The following is a 17,096-nucleotide window of genomic DNA, read 5'->3' on the forward strand; positions in this document are numbered from 1 at the left end:
TGCGCTCGCCCGACCAGCTCCGCCGGCCAAGCTACCCGTGGCGGAACGGCCCACCGTGCACTAACTTTACCCTTGGACCACCTCGTGGGGGCCGATCACCCCTCGCGGACCGCGGTGGCGAGCGCCTGCAGGCCGGCCTCGGCCTTGGCGGCCCGGCCGTTGGCGGCATCGAGGGCGGCGCCGAGGACGACGGCCTCCTGCCGGGCGGCCGCTGCGTCGGCCTGCGCGCCGGCGAGGAGGCGGCGGACCCGGGCGAGCTCGGCCGCGACTTCTGAGACCGCGTTGGCCTGCGTGATCTGATGCTGGCGGACGCCGTGGAAAGCGCCGGTCACGAGAGCGTCGCCAAGAAGCAGGCCTTGCGTCACGCGGAGGCCAACGTCCATTCCGGTGTGCAGTGCGACGCCCATGACGCTCTCCCCTCGATCCGATCTCGCCGAATCAGAAGGCACCTGGGCGGAAGTCCCGGTCAACAGGCCTTCGATGCTGTCCACATTTCTTCGTGAACGCCTCGTTTATTTGAGCCCAGGCTATTGTGCCTTGCCCACTCAGCACTTCTACGCACGAGGGAAGCACGAGCTCGTGCGCACATCGTGCCGTCCGGCCTGACATGTCATTGTGCCTCTCATGACGCCGGGGGATGCTCCCCTCATGAGCCAGCCCCTTCCTGCATACGCCACCGCTAAGGACCGCCTCGCCAACCGGAAGGCTCAGGCCGCAACGCGCGAGCGCCGTGCCGAGGCCGGCCGCCCGGATCCGGCGACCCTGGATCGTGCGATTGCCGATGCCGTGAGGGACTGCCTCGCGGCCGCGCCTTCCGGCCGGCGGCTTGCAACCCCACTTGATCCGGAGAGGATCATACGTGCAGCCGCCGTCGAACTGCTGAGGCGATCCCATCGGGCGATGGAGGCCGGGAAGCTGGCCGTGATCTACAAGCCCGAGGCCGTCGCGGCTGCCCTGGCGAACCGTCTCGGCCTGGAAATCTAGAGCGCGGAGTTTTCCACAAACGCGATTCCTTGGGCAGGAGTAACTAGGTACGTCCAGGCGTAGTCGGAAACCACTCGTCTGACGCGTACCCCCAATCGGCGTGTGTTGCCGGGTGCATGGGGGACCGCCTATCCTTACCCCATAAGCGGTCTCAAGACTGAAATAGACTTCGACGTCTTTGCCTTCTAGAAGGGGGTAGATGCCTACGTCGAACTGGTCTTCGCGTCCGCCATCGTGGATGCCCTGAACGTGGCTGCGAACGCTGCCAGGCTGGCGGTCATCGAGGCGATGCCCGCCCTCATGGACCGGCCCAGGCCCTTCACGATGCAGGCCGTCAAGATCTTCCCGGCCACGAAGGGATGACGGTAGGGTGCCCGCCTGCCCGCGGATCGTCGCCCATGACGCAGGGGCGCCCGCGAATGAAGCGTCCGGTCCCCGCCTGATCCAACTTCTGCGGACGGACGTCACGGCCTGCGACGACGCCCCCGATTGGGCCGAGATCTCCGTGGGATTCGGTTCGCTTGATCCGGCTATCGCCAGCGAACTATGGGGGCTTATCGTCGTGCCGCGGACGATGCACACGTTCGACCCTGCCGAAGTGACGTTCGTGGATGCCCGCACGACCACCTGCGCCAATAGCGACCTCAGTTTGGTCGCGGGACTCGTGCCTCTGCGGTACGACCGAGTTGGGAGACCACCGGACCGTAGCCCCTTGTCCTAAAGCTGACATTCCGCTTGCGACCCAACCCAGTCCTTGAGGGAGCTTCAACGCGTTGCCCGAAAGCAGACTTTGTCGACGACACCTCACTATGAGTTCCATGCAGCGAGGCGATCTGTGCGGGTCAACCATGCTTCGAGGAGCATGTGCGGCAGCGTCAACGCCGCGAGCAGTTGCAGCGTGAGGCCCACGAGCCGGACCGCCGGATCGCCCTGATGGACCGGCCATAGGGCCGCACCGATCAGCAGGGTGAGGAGCGTCGTCGGCAAGGCCCGCCACCAGGCGCTCGCCGCGTCGCGCACCCGGGGGACGCGGGTGGGATGCCGGATGAGGGCGGCCGTATGGGCCGGGGCATGGACGACGACGAAGTAGAGGGCGAAGGCGACAAGGGGCGGCAGAGCCCAGAAGCAGAGGCTCAGGGCGAGCGGCAAGGTCAGCCGACGGACGTCACCTTCGCGGATGGCCAGGGCGACCCACACGCCCGCCAGCGGCAGCCACAGCAGGCTCGCCCAGACCAGCCATGGGGGCGGGACGCTCCAGGCCAGGCCCGTAGCCGCGGACAGGACCCGCGCCGTCGCGTCGGGGTGGATCAGGACGGGGAGCGCGATCGGCAGCCCGCCCCGGACGAGGGCCGGCAGGCCGCCGCCTTCGCTCTCCTCCGTGCCGAAGTGCCAGACCGAGAGCGCCAGGAAGCCCGCCAGCGTCGCTTCGGGCACGCGTTGCCACGCGACCAGGACACCGCCCACGAGGGCGAGGTAGGGAGTGGCGAAGGCCGGGAACCACGCCCGGCCCAAGCGGCGGCGCAGCAGCGTGCGCCCGATCTCGACGTCGAGGGCCCCGTGCGGCACGCCGAGCACGACGATGATGCCGACGGCACAGACCCATTGGACGGACCATGGCCCGAGCAGGCAGGCCAGCAGGATCGGCAGGGCGATCCCGCAGGGAATGGCGGCGCCGGGCGGGAGGAGCGGCGCCCGCCCGCCCGGCCCGCGCATCAGGCGGCCCGCCGCAGGGGCGTGCCGCTCGTCGGCGTCTCCGCCAGGTCCCGGTCCGTCGCCTTCGTGTCCGAGACCACGGCCATGTAGCCGTAGACGACCTTGGCGACCGTATCGAGGATCGCGATCACCAGCACGCTGACGGCGTCGCCGACGATGCCGAGGCCGTCCGGGGCCACCGCCAGGATCACCGGGTAGACCAGCCAGACCACGGACAGGATCGCGGCGTTGCGCCGGTAGGTCGCCCGGACGTCGTCGCGCTCAGCGGCGTTGGCCTCCATCTGCGACTTCCAGATGACGTAGTAGACGCCGAGGAAGGCCACGCAGGAGACGATGAACCAGGTCCACTTGGTCCAGCCCTGGAGCGAGGCGCCGAAGGCGAACGCCGTGACGATCATCATCACGTCGGCCAGGACCGCCCCCGTGATGGCCCCGTAATCCTTGCGCACGTGGCGCATGGCGGTCAGCCCGAGCGAGACCAGGAGCAGCGGCGTGGTGAAGGTCCAGTCGATGTAGCGGGCAAAGTAGAACAGCCGGGTCGGCGTCGCGGCCCCGGCCGCCACGGCGTCGGTGGTCGGCAGAAGCACGAGGCCCTGTCCGGTGGCCATCGCCAGGTAGGCGCATGCCGCGATGATGGGCACGATTCCGTGCAGGATGGTGTGCAGGCTTTCCGTCGGTGTGCGGCGCTTACCCGTGACGAGGATCAGAAGACCACCGCCGAGCATAACGAAGGTCGTGATCCACAGTATCGTGTTTGAACTCATGTTTAGGCCTCTTCGCGCCGCATGAAATGCAGCGTCCGGGGCCTAAACGACCGACACCGACCGCGATACGACTTAAGTCCTTCGTGTGCTCCGATGTGTTGATAAATATCAAGACCCGGTCCGAAGTCGTTTTCGCTCACGAAGGTGTTATCCGGGCACGCGAAGCACGGGCACGGGATCGATCACCGACCGTCCGTCGTTTCGGGGACATTCGCCCCCTCCGCGACGCCGGCCGGCCCTTCCGCCTCCCGAGGCGGATCGCCCCCCGATCCGCCGATCGCACAAGCCTGATCGGCCGGCGCAGGGGGGCTGCGCGTCGGCGGCGGCGGATGGGACGCTCCGCCGCCGTCACGCCGCCGGCAGGCGGCATTCCGAGAACAACCGCGATGTGAGATCGTCGCCCAGATGGAGAAACGTCGCGTCGAACTCGGCAACATCCATCAGGCGACGCGGCTCCAGGATGCTCAGGGTCCGGCCATTCAACTCGATCAGGCCGCGTGACCGTAGGACGGCCAGAGAGCGGTTGAAATGGACCGGCGTGATTCCGAGGAAATCCGCGATCTGGCCCTGGGTGATGGGGATCGTGCAACGGAGATCGTCGGCCAACCCGGCCACCTCCTGACGAAGATACATCTCACAGGCGAAGTGGGCGGTCCGACCGATCGCCGACCGACGGCCAAGGCACATCACCCGCTCGCGGTACATCGAGGTATCGATGAGCGTGTCGCGCCAGAGTGCGGCCATGACGCGGGGGCGCCGCCCGATCAGCCCGAAGAGGGCGGTATGCGGAACGAAGGCGAGCGTACTGGCCGTGATGCTCGCCAGCGTGTGGTCGAGCTGGGGCAGAAACAGGTGCTGCAGGTCCGGGAGATCCCCCGGGATATACAGGAGCAGGATCTGTCGCGCGCCGTCGCCGAGCGTCCCGTAGCGGTGAACCCAGCCGTCCAGGACGAGGCAGCAATAGGTCGGCTTCTCACCGGACCGAAAGATGTCCTCCCGGGCGCCGAAGCGGCGGATCGTATACGGCAATGCGCGGATAGCCGCCCGATCCTCCTCATCGAGGGACGACGTCCTTTCCAATTTGGCCTGCAGCATCCCCATCACGGAAGCATCGTCAGTACCCACACCGTTCCCTTTCCCAGGTTTCCCGCTGCGTTGGGGTGCCGAGCGACGTTCGATGTCGCCCTGACCCCTCAAACTGGTTCGCGCCGAGCGTAAGCTTTTGGACATCCTGAATTCCCAAAGATGGAAGGATGCCTCGCACTTCGATCGCTCCACGAACTCATTTGTCGCCTTCGCTTTTCGCCCTGTAGGAGCATGCACAAGGTTGCCGCCCAGAAGGGGGTTATGGGCGAGTGTCGCCCCTCCCAGAAGGGCGAATGTCTTGTGTGGATGGCTCCCGCATTGCAAGTGGCGAATAGAGCTTCTGGCGCGTGGGTCGGGTGCAGTCTTGTGTCCGGCCTGTCGATGCAGTCGTTCATGTTGACCGCTGGCCCTGATGGTATCCGCGAACTGGGTCCCACTCTGCTTCGCGGGCTACGACGCCCTCGACATTCGGCGGGGTGTCCCGGCTCCCGGTCTGACCGGTTCGCCATCAACTCTCATCGTCCTCGCAACTCGAAAACGTCTTCTCCGTGCTGTCAGGCGGCCGTGGCCGCTGGTGCGCGGTAGGTGCCGCCGCGGGTCATGATTGCCCAGGCGACCCGCGCCGTGCGATTAGCCGCCGCCACGGTTACGACACGCACCGGCTTGCGTTGCAGCAGCGCCGGCAGTCGCGGGTCGACTGAGGTCGGCGTCGCCTTCGCGCGCCGGATCAGGGAGGTCATGCCGACCACGAGCAGGCGGCGCAGGTAGCGGTCGCCCATGCGCGAGATCCGGCCCAGGCGCTCCTTGCCTCCGCTACAGTTCTGCAGCGGTGTCAGGCCCAACGAGGCCGCGAACTGCCGACCGGAGCGGAAGCGTTCGGGCTCGCTCACCGAGGCGGCCAGCGCCGTCGCCGAGACGATGCCGACACCGGGGATCGTCGTCAGGCGCTGCGACAGGTCGTTGTCCCGATGCCAGGCCAGCAATTCCTTCTCCAGCCGGGTGAGCTGGATCTGCACGGCGCCGATCTGATCGGCCAGCCCGGTCACCACCCGCTGGGCAAGGGATGGCACTTCAGCCGCGTCTCCGGCCGAGAGCCGGGCCGCCAGTTCGAGCGCATGACGCAGGCCCCGCGCCATCTCGATCCCGAACTCGGCGAGCAGGCCGCGGATCATGTTCACCAACTGCGTGCGTTGCTTGACCAGCAGGTCGCGCGTCCGGTGCAGCGCCAGCGCCGCCTGCTGCTCGGTCGACTTCACCGGCACGAACCGCATGCTGGGGCGCGTCACCGCCTCGCAGATGGCGGCGGCATCGTTCGCATCAGTCTTACCGCGCTTGACGTATGGCTTCACGTAAGCCGGCGGCATCAGCCGCACGTCGTGGCCGAGCTTGGTCAGTTCTCGGGCCCAGTGGTGCGCCGTGCCGCACGCCTCCATGCCGACCAGACAGCGCGGCAGCTTGGCAAAGAACGGCGCGACCTGCGCCCGCCTCAGCGCCTTGCGAACGACGACGTGCCCAGCTGCGTCAACGGCATGAACCTGGAAGATGCTCTTGGCCAGATCGATGCCGACGGTGGTGATCTCCATGGGAACGGCTCCTACATCTGCGTCGCTGCTGCTTCGACAGCAACCACATCTTGGCACCGAGATGCCATCAGTCGGAGCGGGAGCCATCCACCCCATCTGCTTCGTCGATCTGAAATTTGAAATGCGGACAGGCTGGCTTCCACCCGACCCGGCCGTAGAGCAGGCGGTCAGGACCCGACCCAGTGCGGTCATTCAAGCTTTTATGTCGGCTGCCCGTGAGCGGACCTTCAGCGATGGCGCATGGGGGATAGGCCGGACACGAAGGAAGTGCTCGCCCTGGTCGACACTCGTGGGAATATAGGAGTTCCCGTCTACCGAGCATTCGGCCTGATGGCGTAGCCGTGGTCCGTCCCGCGCTTTTCGGGCATGATGAGCCTCGTGCCGAGCCATGGAAATCAACGACCGCTAGCCTCCGGCTGCCTCAGAGGTCTGAGAGGATGCCCGGTCGTTTGGGGTAGGAGCCGCTTCCTCGCGGTCCTTGCCGAACAGGCGCTCGAAGGCGACGTAGAAGGTCGGCGTCACGAACAGGGTGACGAAGGTGGCCACCAGCAGGCCGCCGATGACCACGGTGCCCATCGACACCCGGGCGTTGGCGCCTGCGCCGCTGGCGATGGCGAGCGGTACCGACCCCATGATAAAGGCGAACGAGGTCATCAGGATCGGGCGCATGCGCAACCGCGCGGCGTCCTGAGCGGCCTTGAGCACGTCTTCGCCCTGCTTGCGCAGGTCCTCGGCGAAGGCGACGAGCAGGATCGAGTTCTTGGCGGCCAGCCCGACCAGGAGCAGCAGCCCGACCTGCCCAAAGATGTCGAGGGCGAGGCCCCGGATCGCCAGGAAGGCGACGGCGCCGAAAATTGCAATCGGTGTCCCGAGAAGGATCACGAAGGGCAGGCGCAAGGACTCGTACTGCCCGGCCAGGAGGAGAAAGATCATCAGGGTACCGAGGCCGAAGATCAGGGGCGCGTAGCCGCCGGCAATCTTTTCCTGATAGGCGACATCGGTCCATTCGACCGCGTAGGTCGAGGGTAGCTTGGCGTCGGCCAACGCCTCGATGGCCGCGATGGCCGTTCCGGAACTGGCGTCCGAGGCGGTGTCCACCGCGATCTCGATGGTGGGGTAGGTGTTGTAGGACAGGACCGCCGTCGGACCGGTGACGAAGCTGGTCTGGATCAGCGAGCCGACCCGCACAGGTTCGCCGCGGTTGTTGAGGACCGTCAGCGCCTCCACGTCCTGAATGGTACGGCGGCCGGAGGCCTCGCTCTGGACATAGACCTGATAGACGTATCCGAAGCGGTTGAAGAGGTTCACGAAGCTCGAACCGACGTAGGTGCCCAACGCGTCGAAGAGGTTCTGCAGGGGCACGCCGAGTTGCTCCGCCTTGGCCCGGTCGATCTCCAGGCGCATTTGCGGAACGCCGTAAGTCGTGGTCGGAATGGCACGCCCGACCGATGGCAGCTTCTCCATCTCCGCGATGAAGCGGTTGGCGGCTTGCGCCAGCTTCAGACCGCCGGTGCCGCTGCGATCCTGGAGCTCCAGGGTCAGGCCGCTGCGCGAGCCGAGGCCGGGAAGCGGGGACGGGTTCACCACGCGGACCTTGCCGTCGGGATCGTGCTTGAAGCGCTCCTGAACCGTGGCGATGACGTCGTTGACGCTCTCGGTACGCTCACCCCACGGCTTCAGCGTCGGGATCTGGAAACCGTAGAACGGCGCGATGGCATCGGCCAGGATGCTGCGCCCGGTCACGCCGATGGTGTGCTCCACGCTCGGGATCTCGCGCAGCGCTTGCCCGAGACGGTCGACCATCACGTTGGTACGGGCCACCGAGGCCCCCTTGGGCAAGACCACGTCGGCGAAGAAGTAGCCCTGGTCCTCGTCCGGCACGAACCCGGAGGGCCGCGCCATGGTCATCCACACGGTGAGGGCCGCGAAGGCGACGAAGGCGATGGCGACAAGGGCGACATGACCGGTCAGCCAACCAATCGAGCTGACGAGACGACGGCTCGCCCCATCCAGCACGCGATTGAACCAACGCAGAGGAGCCCGCCACAGGCTCTCGTCCTTCGCGTCATGGTCGCGGTGCTTAAGGATCAGGCCACATAACGCCGGTGTGAGGGTGAGCGAGACCACCGCCGAGATCATCACCGAGATGGCGATGGTCAGGGCGAACTGATTGTAGAGCTTGCCCGTGAGGCCGGGAATGAAGGCCACAGGTACGAACAGGGCGGCCAGGACCAGCGTGGTGGCGATGACCGGCCCTGCAACCTCCGTGACGGCTTCCCGTGAGGCCTCGCGCGGCGCCATGCCGTCGTCCATCAGGCGCTCGGTGTTCTCGACGACGATGATGGCGTCGTCGACGACGAGGCCCACCGCCAGCACCATGCCGAGCAGGCTGAGGGTATTGAACGAGAAGCCGAGCAGAGCCATCGGCCCGAAGGTGCCGACCAGAGCCACCGGGACCGCGATGGCCGGGATCAATGTGGCGCGCCAGTTCTGGAGGAAGAGGTAGGTAACGATGACCACGAGTGCCAGCGCCTCGAACAGGGTCCGCACCACCTCAAAGATCGCCTCCTTCACGAACTCGGTCCGGTCGAGGGCAATGCGATACTTCAGCCCCGGCGGAAACCGCTTGGCCAGGTCCTTCATGGTTTCGCGGGCGCCGTCCATCACCTGCACCGCGTTGGCGTCGGGGTTCTGGTAAAGACCGAGGGTAGCGGAAGCCGAACCGTCGAAGCTCGACCGGACTCCGTATTGCTCGGATCCCAGCTCGACCCTGGCGACGTCCCGAATACGCACCACGGACCCGTCCGGATTGGCACGCAGGAGAATGTTGCCGAACTCCTCCGGCTTACGAAGGCGTCCCTGGGTAACGAGCTGCAACTCGAAGGCGGTGGCCTGGTCGACCGGTGGCTTGCCGAGGGTGCCGGTGGTGATCTGCGCGTTCTGCTGGCTGATGGCGGCAGTGACCGCGCCGGGGCTGATCCCGAGGGCCTCCATCTTCATCGGATCGAGCCACACGCGCATGGCGTAGCGCTTGTTCGAGAAGTTGACGATGCGGCCCATGCCCTGCACCCGGCGCAGCGGCTTGATCACCTGGGTCTCGGCCCAGTTGGCTAGGAACAGCTCGTCGTAGGGGGAGCCTTCGTCAGCGTAGAGCACGATGTTGCCGAGGCGCTGGCGCGAACTCTTCGTGATTTCGAGGCCTTGCGCGTTCACAGACGGCGGCAGCTTGGCCTCCGCCCGGTTGGCGCGAGTCAGGACTTCCGCGGCTGCGGCGTCGAGATCCGAGCCGACGTCGAAGGTCGCGTCCATGCTGACGCTGCCGTCGGTGTTGCTGGTCGAGCTGATGTAGAGAAGGTTCTGCGCGCCGTTGATCTCCTGCTCCAGCGGGATCGCGATGGCGTCATAGGCCTGCTGTGCGCTGGCGCCGGGATACGTCGCCTGGATGTTGATGATCGGCGGGGCGATCTCCGGGAACTGCGCAATCGGCAGGGTAAGACCCGCGACAGCGCCAATCAGCGTGATGAGCACAGAGATGACGCCGGCGAGCACCGGCCGGTCGACGAAGTGGGCAAACATGCAGGAACGTGGCTTCCGGTCCAGGGCCGGATGCGTGGACCCCGCGATGCAACGTCTCGTCCCCAGGCGTGTTCCTCTCGCGCTGGGCGGGCGCGGTGGCCGGCCTCATCGAACTCGGGAGCATCGTTGGTGCGGGCAGCAGTCGGATACGGTGTCGGGGCGGGACTGATCGTCCTGCTGGGCGCGGGTGGCTGGTACATGGCCGGGCGCCCCTCGCCGGACCGGATCGTGGCCGCCCTGCCATTCGTCGGCAAGAAGGAAGGCGTGAAGGCCGAGGAGCCACCCCTGGAGGTCCGGGTCATCGTCGCCCGTAAGCGTCAGGTGCCTATCGCCTTCACGTACACCGGCACGATCATCGCGCAGCAGGACGCGACCTTGCAGGCCCGGGTGACTGGCAACGTGACGGAGCGGCCCTTCGAGCCGGGCGGACACGTGAAGAAAGGGCAGGTCCTGTTCCGGATCGATCCACGGCCCTTCGAGGTCGCGCTGCAGACAGCGAAGTCCCAGGCGTCGCAGGCACAGGCGCAGCTGACCTTCGCCCAGGCGGAGGTCGACCGCACCGAGTCCCTGGCCGACAAGGGCTATGCCACCGAGCAACGGTTCCAGCAGTTGCAGTCGAACCGGACCTCCGCCGTCGCCCAGGTCCAGGGCGCCGAGGCCGCGATTGCCAGGCAGAACCTAAACCTCGATTACGCCATCGTGAACGCGCCCTTCGACGGGCGCGCCAGCCTGTCGACGATCAATCCCGGCGACCTCGTGATCGAGAACCAGACCCAGCTCGTCTCGGTCGTGCAACTCGATCCGATCGACATCCAGATGGCCCTCTCCTCGGAGGACTCCGAAGCCATCCGGGCGGCGATGAAGGACGGAAGCGTCACGGTCGCCGTCCTCGACGCCGAGGGTAAGACCGTTCGCGAGGCCAGGATCTACCAGCTCGACAACCGCTTCGATCCCCGAACCGCCCGGCGTCTCGTCCGGGCGTTGATGCCCAACACCGACGAGCGTTTCCTGCCGGGGCAGTTCGTCCGCGCCAAGATCCAGACCGGTACGAAGGACAGGCTGCTGGTCCCCACCGTGTCCCTGGATGCGCAACTCGCGCAGCAGATCGTCTACGTCGTCGATGGGAACGGCACGGTGCAGCAGAGGCCCGTGACCACCGGCGATGCCCATGGCGACGATACTGCGATCCTGGATGGGCTCTCGGACGGTGACCGGGTGGTGGTCGACCACCTTCAGGACATGCATCAGAACCTGAAAGTCGTCGTCCGACCGGACGCCGACGCCGGTCAGGAAGGCAAGGCCGGTCACGCCGTGAACGGACCCGGATAGGGTCGATGCCCCCCGCAATCGTCGAACCTCGTCGATCCACCCCAGTGACACCGGACACCATGCCAAACGACCGTCCCGTCATCCTGATGGCAGCCCTCCTCACGTCCGGCTGCTTCGCCACGGACGCACTGGCGAAGGAATGCCGTGCCACGCGGTCGGCCTACGACCGCATCGAGACGGGCATGAGCATGGCGCGGGTCCGGACGATTTTTGGATGCGAGGGCCGGCAGGTAACCCATATGACAATCGGCGCCACGCACAGGGCAACCTATTCCTGGCGTGGGGCGGGTCGGTATGGCGCTAACGTCACCCTGACCTTCCGCAACGGGCATCTCACACGGAAAGCGCAACTCGGGCTGTGACGGTCGAGTCGTGGGGACGAGCCGGCCCCCCGAATGGTTGCCTCAGTCGAAGCCTGAATCAGCTGGCCCGTTGCTCCTCCATCTTCGACTACCCCCCACGCATCATGAGAGGACGGAACGCAATCCTCACTTGAGCGTCGCTTTCCGTCATACGAGGACGGGCATGATGGCATCATGAGTGTGAAGTCGGGCGGGAAGTCCCCGGAAGCTGAGGCCGGGGGGATAGGAAAACTGCATCCCCGCAAGTTCGACTTGCTCAACCTCACGGTCGTCGACCGAGCCTCAATGGGAGCATGCACGGCGCGCGCGTGAGGCCATCGCATGGACGGTCTCGCCGTCGCCGACCGTGCCGCCGCGGCAGACCGGGGCGTGCGGGTCGATCACGAAGGCCAGCACCACCGAATCCTCGACGGCCTCCAAGGCGATATCGCCGCTCTCCGCCAGAAGGCCGCTCTCGGCCTCGCCGAAGGTCTGGTTGTCGAACGACACGCATCCTTCGAAGACGAAAAAGTAGGTCTTGTGGCCGGGCTCCGTCGGCACGGTCGCGGTCGCTCCGGCCCCGAGCCGGATATCGCGGCAAAGGACGGCGTTGCGAACGTGGAAGGGTGCCTTGCTTCCCGTCGGCCCGAAGACGTCGCGCCACGTATTCGCAAGCGGTGCCGGAAGCCGGCCGTGCTGGATGCCGGGCTCTAGCCCCTCCGCACGCGGGCGGACGAAGATCTGCAGCATCCGGAGCGGCGGGTCGTCGTCGCGGGTTCGCTCCTCGTGCCGGAAACCACGACCTGCGTTCATGACCATGAGATGGTCGGCATCGACCGTCAGGTGGCCGCCCTGGGGGTCGTCGTGGCGCATCACGCCCGCCGGGACCCAGGAGACGATCTCGTCCACGACGTGCTCGTGCAGCTTAATGTGGGTGCCCGGCGCGAGGAACGATTCCATGATCGTCGCCAGCGGTCCGAGGCCATGGTCCGGGCTCCCCGGCTCCAGGTGTCCCGGGAAATTGGCCCGCGCCACGAACCCGTCGCTGTCGATGGCATCGTCCTTGGTTCGCGTCGCCTTGTGGATCATCGTGTCGTTGGCTTCCTGGCTGGGCACACCGCCTGACGGATGCGTCGCCGGATAACGTGCCTGGTGCTTGCGGGTGCCGTACGAGTGGGTACCAGTCGTCGGGTTGCGACTACTACAGGTGGGTGGTGAGGTTCGTCAGCCAACCGGGTGAGGCACGGATATCCGTGACCGGATGCGGGATGGAAGGGCGAGTGGTTAATTCGACGCCTGGGTAATGGCGCGGTCGACGTTCACGCGGGCCGACCAGTCCTTGGCGCTGTCCTGGCCCTTCAGGGACACGAGGCGGGCGCCGCTGACGTCGACGTTCTTGAAGTCGGCGCCCGACACGGTCGCCCCGGTCAGGTTCGCCCCCGACAGGTCGGAGCCCATCAGAACCACGTTGGTCAGGTCCGCATCGGTGAGGTCCGCGTATTCCAGGCGCGAGCGACCGAGGTTCGCCCCCTTCAGGTTTGCGCCCCTGAGGTTCACCGAGACGAACACGGCCCGCATCAGGCCCATGGACTGGTTCTTGATGTCGGCGCCGCCCTTGAGGTCGACCAGCGTCGCCCCGGCCATGTTGGCGCCCTTGAAATCGCCGATGGGCATGGACCGGCTGAGGTCGGCTCCGCTCAGGTTGGCGTCCCGGGCGGTGATGCCGAACATCTTGGCGCCGACGAGCTTGGCACCCGAAAGATCGGCCTTGATGAACCAGGCCTGTTCCAAATTCGCCCCGGTCAGGTCGGCGCCCCGCAGGTTGGCCTTGTTGAGGCGGGCGGTGCGCAGGTTCGCGCCCCTGAGGTTCAGGCCCGACAGGTCGAGGCCGGCGAGCGCCTTGTCGGAGAGGTCAATGGGCTTGCCGTCGGCCTTAGCGATCAGCGCCTCGACGTCGGCGCGGGTCATCTCGGCCTTGGTCATCGCCGCCGAGCCCATGTCGGCGCCGAGAAGCAGGTCCTGCTCGGCATGGGCCGGGGCGGCCAGGAGGATGGAGGCGAGTAGAAGGGTGGTGCTCCGCATGGCGATAATTGTCGTTTCAGCGAGGGTACCTGTCGGAGATGAAGGCCATATGTGGCAGTGCGCCTTCTCTGAGGCGGCATCGCGAAGGGAAGCTCGATCAACGGCGTCGCGGAGCATGGCGAATTTCGTTGAGCATTCCTGCCTGCTGACGAGCCCTGCCGACGCCGGAAGCATCTCACCGCGACTAAAGCGCGGGGTGCAGGCAGCCGCGGTCGGACCGCTCTCGAACCCGACGTCGATGCTGTACCGATTCTCTCGTTGATCGTACCGCCGGTCCGCCTGATATCGACGCTTCGAGCGCCGCCTCGAATAAGTTGTCGAGGCGCTTCTGAGCCTGTGCCAGCCACGCCGAAGGCGTGATGCTTTCTTCAGGTGAACTTTCGACGGAAGCGATGTTGAAACCGGCGGCTCCTGCTGGCGTCCCTAATTCTCGACAGGGCGCGTAGGCACGTCGAGCACCAACGAATGCCCGAGTGCCGCCAGGATCGCATCAAGGCCGTCCGTCAGGGCGGCGGGACCGGGTTGCAGGATGAGGGGCGACTTGATCTCGACGATGCGCTCCTGGGCCACGGCCGGCATGGCCGACCAGCCCGGCCGGTAGGCGATGCGGGACGGCACCACCTTCTTCCCACACCACGATGCCAGGATGACCTCGGGCGCGGCCGCCAGCACCGCCTCGTGAGTTGCGATGCGGTCCTTGGCGGCCGCCTGCCGGGCAAGTTCCGGAAAGACGTCGTCGCCCCCGGCGATGCGCACGAGCTCCGACACCCAGCTGATGCCCGAGATGAGGGGTTCGTCCCATTCCTCGAAGCACAACCGGGGCCGGGGTCGCCCGCGGACCTGGTCAGCCACCCGCGCAAGCCGCTCCTCGTAGCCGGTCGCGAGCGCACGGCTACGTCGCGATCTGGAACGCGGGATCGTCCTGGCTGCGCTGGCCACTCGACCAGATGTTCCACGAGGGGGGATTCGAGACGGTATCCGTCGAACGGCTCGACGCCTTAGGGTCCGACCCCTTCCCCTACTTGGCCCGCCTGTGCCGGCGCACCGGCGCATCCGCCGATCCCTTCACGCCTCCAGACGCGGATGACGTCGCCGCGGCCAACGCCACCCTCACCGCCGCCGGAGCATCGGAAAGGGTACGTCTGCCGACAGACCGCTGATACGCCCGCCCCCCAGGGCGATGGCCTGGAACCCTTATTGCGTCGCGGCACCGAACCGCGTTATGGGCCCTCATCCAACAGGACCCGGTGAAACCCCGGGTGGCTCTTCCGGCCGCCGATCCGCCGGACCACGCAATCGACGATGACCGTGTCGCGGACCTCAGAGGAGGCCGACCCATCGTCTTGCGCCACCCGCACCGGATCGACGACGCTTCGCGTGCGGGACGACGAAAGTCTCCCACCCATCATGAACCTCGCACATCTCCGGAGCGAATGGGCTCCGAACGTCACGCGCGAACTGCTGGCCGGCACGGTCGTCGCCCTGGCCTTGATCCCGGAGGCCATCGCCTTCTCGATCATCGCCGGCGTCGACCCGAAGGTCGGCCTCTACGCCTCCTTCTGCATCGCCGTGGTCACCGCCTTCGCAGGTGGCCGCCCGGCGATGATCTCCGCCGCCACCGGTGCCATGGCGCTCCTGATGGTCGGCCTCGTAAAGGACCATGGCGTCGGCTACCTGTTCGCCGCCACCATCCTGACCGGGCTCCTGCAGATCGTCGCAGGCGCCCTGCGCCTGGGCAACCTGATGCGGTTCGTCTCGCGGTCGGTCGTCACCGGGTTCGTCAACGCCCTGGCGATCCTGATCTTCCTGGCGCAAATGCCGGAGCTCCTCGGACAGGGCACTACGGTCTACGTCATGACCGCCGTCGGGCTCGGCATCATCTACGGCCTGCCGTACCTGACCAAGGCCGTGCCATCGCCGCTGGTCACCATCGTCCTGCTTACGGCGGTCTCGATGTACCTCGGCCTCGGCATCCACAAGGTCGGCGACATGGGCGCGCTCCCGAGCGAACTGCCGTGGGTGGCCCTGCCGCAGGTGCCGTTCACCCTCGACACCCTGTGGATCATCCTGCCGGTCTCGCTCACCCTGACCATGGTCGGACTGCTGGAGAGCCTGATGACCGCGGCCATCGTCGACGAGATGACGGACACGACCTCGAACAAGAACCGTGAATGCGCCGGCCAGGGCGTCGCCAACATCACCTCCGGCTTCTTCGGCGGCATGGCCGGCTGCGCCATGATCGGGCAGTCCGTCATCAACGTCTCGTCCGGGGGACGCGGGCGCCTCTCGACGCTGTTCTCGGGTGTGTTCCTGCTCTTCCTGATCGTCGTCCTCGGCCCCTACGTCGCCCAGATCCCGATGGCCTCGCTCGTCGCGGTGATGATCATGGTCTCGATCAACACCTTCCAGTGGAAGTCGCTGCGCACGCTGGTCACCCACCCGAAGGCGTCGAGCTTCGTGATGCTCGGCACGGTCGCGGTGGTGGTCGCGACCCACGACCTAGCCAAGGGCGTGCTGTTCGGCGTGGTGCTCAGCGGGCTGTTCTTCGCCCACAAGGTCACGAAGTTCTTCGCCGTCCGGTCGTCCCGCGGCGAGGGTGACGTGCGGACCTACCAAGTGACCGGACAGATCTTCTTCGCCACGGCGGAGGCCTTCCACGCCGCTTTCGACTTTCGCGAGGAAGCCCTCAAGGGCGTCGTGATCGACCTCTCGGCGGCACACTTCTGGGACATCTCGGCCATCAACGCCCTGGACCGGGTCGTGCTGAAGTTCCGCCACCACGGCATTGCGGCCGACGTCGTCGGCATGAACGAGGCGACGGCCACCATGGTCGAGCGCATCGGCACGCACGACAAGCCGGGGGCGACCTTCGCAGTTGGTGGTCACTGATCCGACGACGGCCATCCTCGCGCCGCGCTGGCAGCTCACGAGGATGGCCGCGCACCCATTCCGAAACCGATGCCCTTTGAGAACGACAGACCGCATGAAGCAATCCGCAACGCATTTGCTCGCCTCGTTGGCCACGGCCGGCATGACGCTCGCTCCCGCCTATGCCGCCGAGCCGACAGGAACCTGGTTGACGGAGGACAAGCGGGCCAGGGTCCGGACCGAGCGTTGCGGACCCGGCAACGCCAACCTGTGCGGCTACGTGGTCTGGGGCAGCAAGCCGCTCGGTGAGAACGGCCTCCCTCGCGTCGACCGGGAGAACCCCGACCCCGGCAAGCGGGAACGTCTCCTGCTCGGGCACCAGATGATCCTGGGACTGAAGCCGGGCGAGGACGGCCGGTTCTCGGGCCAGATCTACAACGGGGACAACGGCAAGTCCTACGCGGTGACCATCTGGAGCGAGACGCCTTCCGAACTGTCGGTGAAGGGCTGCCTACTGGCCGTCCTGTGCGGTACGCAGACCTGGACCCGTGTCACCGACGTGGTCCCGGGCCAGCTCAAGGGACCGACGAACGGGGATGGCGGTCCGAGATCTGACCGTGAATGGGCGACCGGCAAGCCGGCCCCAGCTAGCCCGAAGGCACGATGACCCGCGCCTCGGCACGACGGGACATCGGATGTCCTTGAAACTGTCCGTCGGCCTCGACATTCCCGGAAATGGGCGTCCGAGCGCTTATCGGTCGGGGCGGACA

Annotated in this window: 13 protein-coding genes, 1 pseudogene and 1 other annotated feature; of the genes and pseudogenes, 5 read left to right on the top strand and 9 right to left on the bottom strand. The window is 66.6% G+C overall.

The window, feature by feature from the left end:
- Positions 1-95: 95 nt before the first annotated feature.
- Complete coding sequence (locus ASF22_RS13680; RefSeq protein ID WP_056265254.1) at positions 96-407, bottom strand: hypothetical protein; 312 nt, start codon at positions 405-407, stop codon at positions 96-98.
- 241 nt (positions 408-648) lie between these two features.
- On the opposite strand from ASF22_RS13680, the gene ASF22_RS23905 reads away from it, so the two are divergent.
- The gene (locus ASF22_RS23905; RefSeq protein ID WP_156647722.1) at positions 649-984 is read left to right on the top strand and encodes a hypothetical protein; all 336 of its coding nucleotides are present in this window, start codon (positions 649-651) and stop codon (positions 982-984) included.
- Between the two features lie 807 nt (positions 985-1,791).
- On the opposite strand, the gene ASF22_RS13690 is transcribed toward ASF22_RS23905, so the two are convergent.
- The 5 genes from ASF22_RS13690 to ASF22_RS13710 form a co-directional block, all read right to left on the bottom strand.
- Positions 1,792-2,697, bottom strand: a complete 906-nt coding sequence (locus tag ASF22_RS13690; RefSeq protein WP_056265261.1) for a Brp/Blh family beta-carotene 15,15'-dioxygenase — start codon at positions 2,695-2,697, stop codon at positions 1,792-1,794.
- Positions 2,697-3,461 carry a bacteriorhodopsin gene (locus ASF22_RS13695; RefSeq protein WP_056265264.1) on the bottom strand — a complete coding sequence of 255 codons (765 nt, stop codon included), beginning with the start codon at positions 3,459-3,461 and terminating at the stop codon, positions 2,697-2,699. The genes ASF22_RS13690 and ASF22_RS13695 overlap by 1 nt, the downstream gene beginning before the upstream one ends.
- Before the next feature lie 348 nt (positions 3,462-3,809).
- Positions 3,810-4,562 carry a Crp/Fnr family transcriptional regulator gene (locus ASF22_RS13700; RefSeq protein WP_056265267.1) on the bottom strand — a complete coding sequence of 251 codons (753 nt, stop codon included), beginning with the start codon at positions 4,560-4,562 and terminating at the stop codon, positions 3,810-3,812.
- Between the two features lie 539 nt (positions 4,563-5,101).
- Complete coding sequence (locus ASF22_RS13705; RefSeq protein WP_056265271.1) at positions 5,102-6,130, bottom strand: IS110 family transposase; 1,029 nt, start codon at positions 6,128-6,130, stop codon at positions 5,102-5,104.
- Positions 6,131-6,535: 405 nt separating this feature from the next.
- Positions 6,536-9,706, bottom strand: a complete 3,171-nt coding sequence (locus ASF22_RS13710) for an efflux RND transporter permease subunit (RefSeq protein ID WP_056265274.1) — start codon at positions 9,704-9,706, stop codon at positions 6,536-6,538.
- A gap of 129 nt (positions 9,707-9,835) precedes the next feature.
- On the opposite strand from ASF22_RS13710, the gene ASF22_RS13715 reads away from it, so the two are divergent.
- Complete coding sequence (locus ASF22_RS13715) at positions 9,836-11,035, top strand: efflux RND transporter periplasmic adaptor subunit (protein ID WP_056265362.1); 1,200 nt, start codon at positions 9,836-9,838, stop codon at positions 11,033-11,035.
- Positions 11,036-11,094: 59 nt separating this feature from the next.
- On the top strand, positions 11,095-11,397 hold the full coding sequence (locus ASF22_RS13720; RefSeq protein ID WP_056265278.1) for a DUF3862 domain-containing protein: 303 nt from the start codon (positions 11,095-11,097) through the stop codon (positions 11,395-11,397).
- Positions 11,398-11,679: 282 nt separating this feature from the next.
- Here ASF22_RS13720 and ASF22_RS13725 read toward each other — a convergent pair whose 3' ends face one another.
- From ASF22_RS13725 to ASF22_RS13735, 3 genes and pseudogenes are all read right to left on the bottom strand, one after another.
- Positions 11,680-12,465 carry a pirin family protein gene (locus tag ASF22_RS13725; protein ID WP_056265281.1) on the bottom strand — a complete coding sequence of 262 codons (786 nt, stop codon included), beginning with the start codon at positions 12,463-12,465 and terminating at the stop codon, positions 11,680-11,682.
- A 195-nt stretch (positions 12,466-12,660) separates the two neighbouring features.
- Positions 12,661-13,458, bottom strand: a complete 798-nt coding sequence (locus ASF22_RS13730) for a pentapeptide repeat-containing protein (protein ID WP_056265286.1) — start codon at positions 13,456-13,458, stop codon at positions 12,661-12,663.
- A gap of 423 nt (positions 13,459-13,881) precedes the next feature.
- A pseudogene (locus tag ASF22_RS13735) lies at positions 13,882-14,355 on the bottom strand (ABC transporter substrate-binding protein); the annotation flags it as partial.
- Positions 14,356-14,695: 340 nt separating this feature from the next.
- Positions 14,696-14,751, top strand: a sequence feature (sul1 is cis-regulatory element that is thought to sense ions involved in sulfur or methionine metabolism; They are found in Alphaproteobacteria).
- A 114-nt stretch (positions 14,752-14,865) separates the two neighbouring features.
- Between ASF22_RS13735 and ASF22_RS13750 the strand changes: the two are divergent.
- Together ASF22_RS13750 and ASF22_RS13755 are read left to right on the top strand one after the other, a co-directional pair.
- Positions 14,866-16,347 (top strand): SulP family inorganic anion transporter, encoded by a 1,482-nt coding sequence (locus ASF22_RS13750; protein ID WP_056265297.1) that lies wholly within the window; start codon positions 14,866-14,868, stop codon positions 16,345-16,347.
- 94 nt (positions 16,348-16,441) lie between these two features.
- Positions 16,442-16,993 (top strand): DUF2147 domain-containing protein, encoded by a 552-nt coding sequence (locus tag ASF22_RS13755; protein WP_056265300.1) that lies wholly within the window; start codon positions 16,442-16,444, stop codon positions 16,991-16,993.
- The last annotated feature ends 103 nt before the right edge of the window (positions 16,994-17,096 follow it).

Source organism: Methylobacterium sp. Leaf87, from assembly GCF_001422775.1.
Classification (GTDB): domain Bacteria; phylum Pseudomonadota; class Alphaproteobacteria; order Rhizobiales; family Beijerinckiaceae; genus Methylobacterium.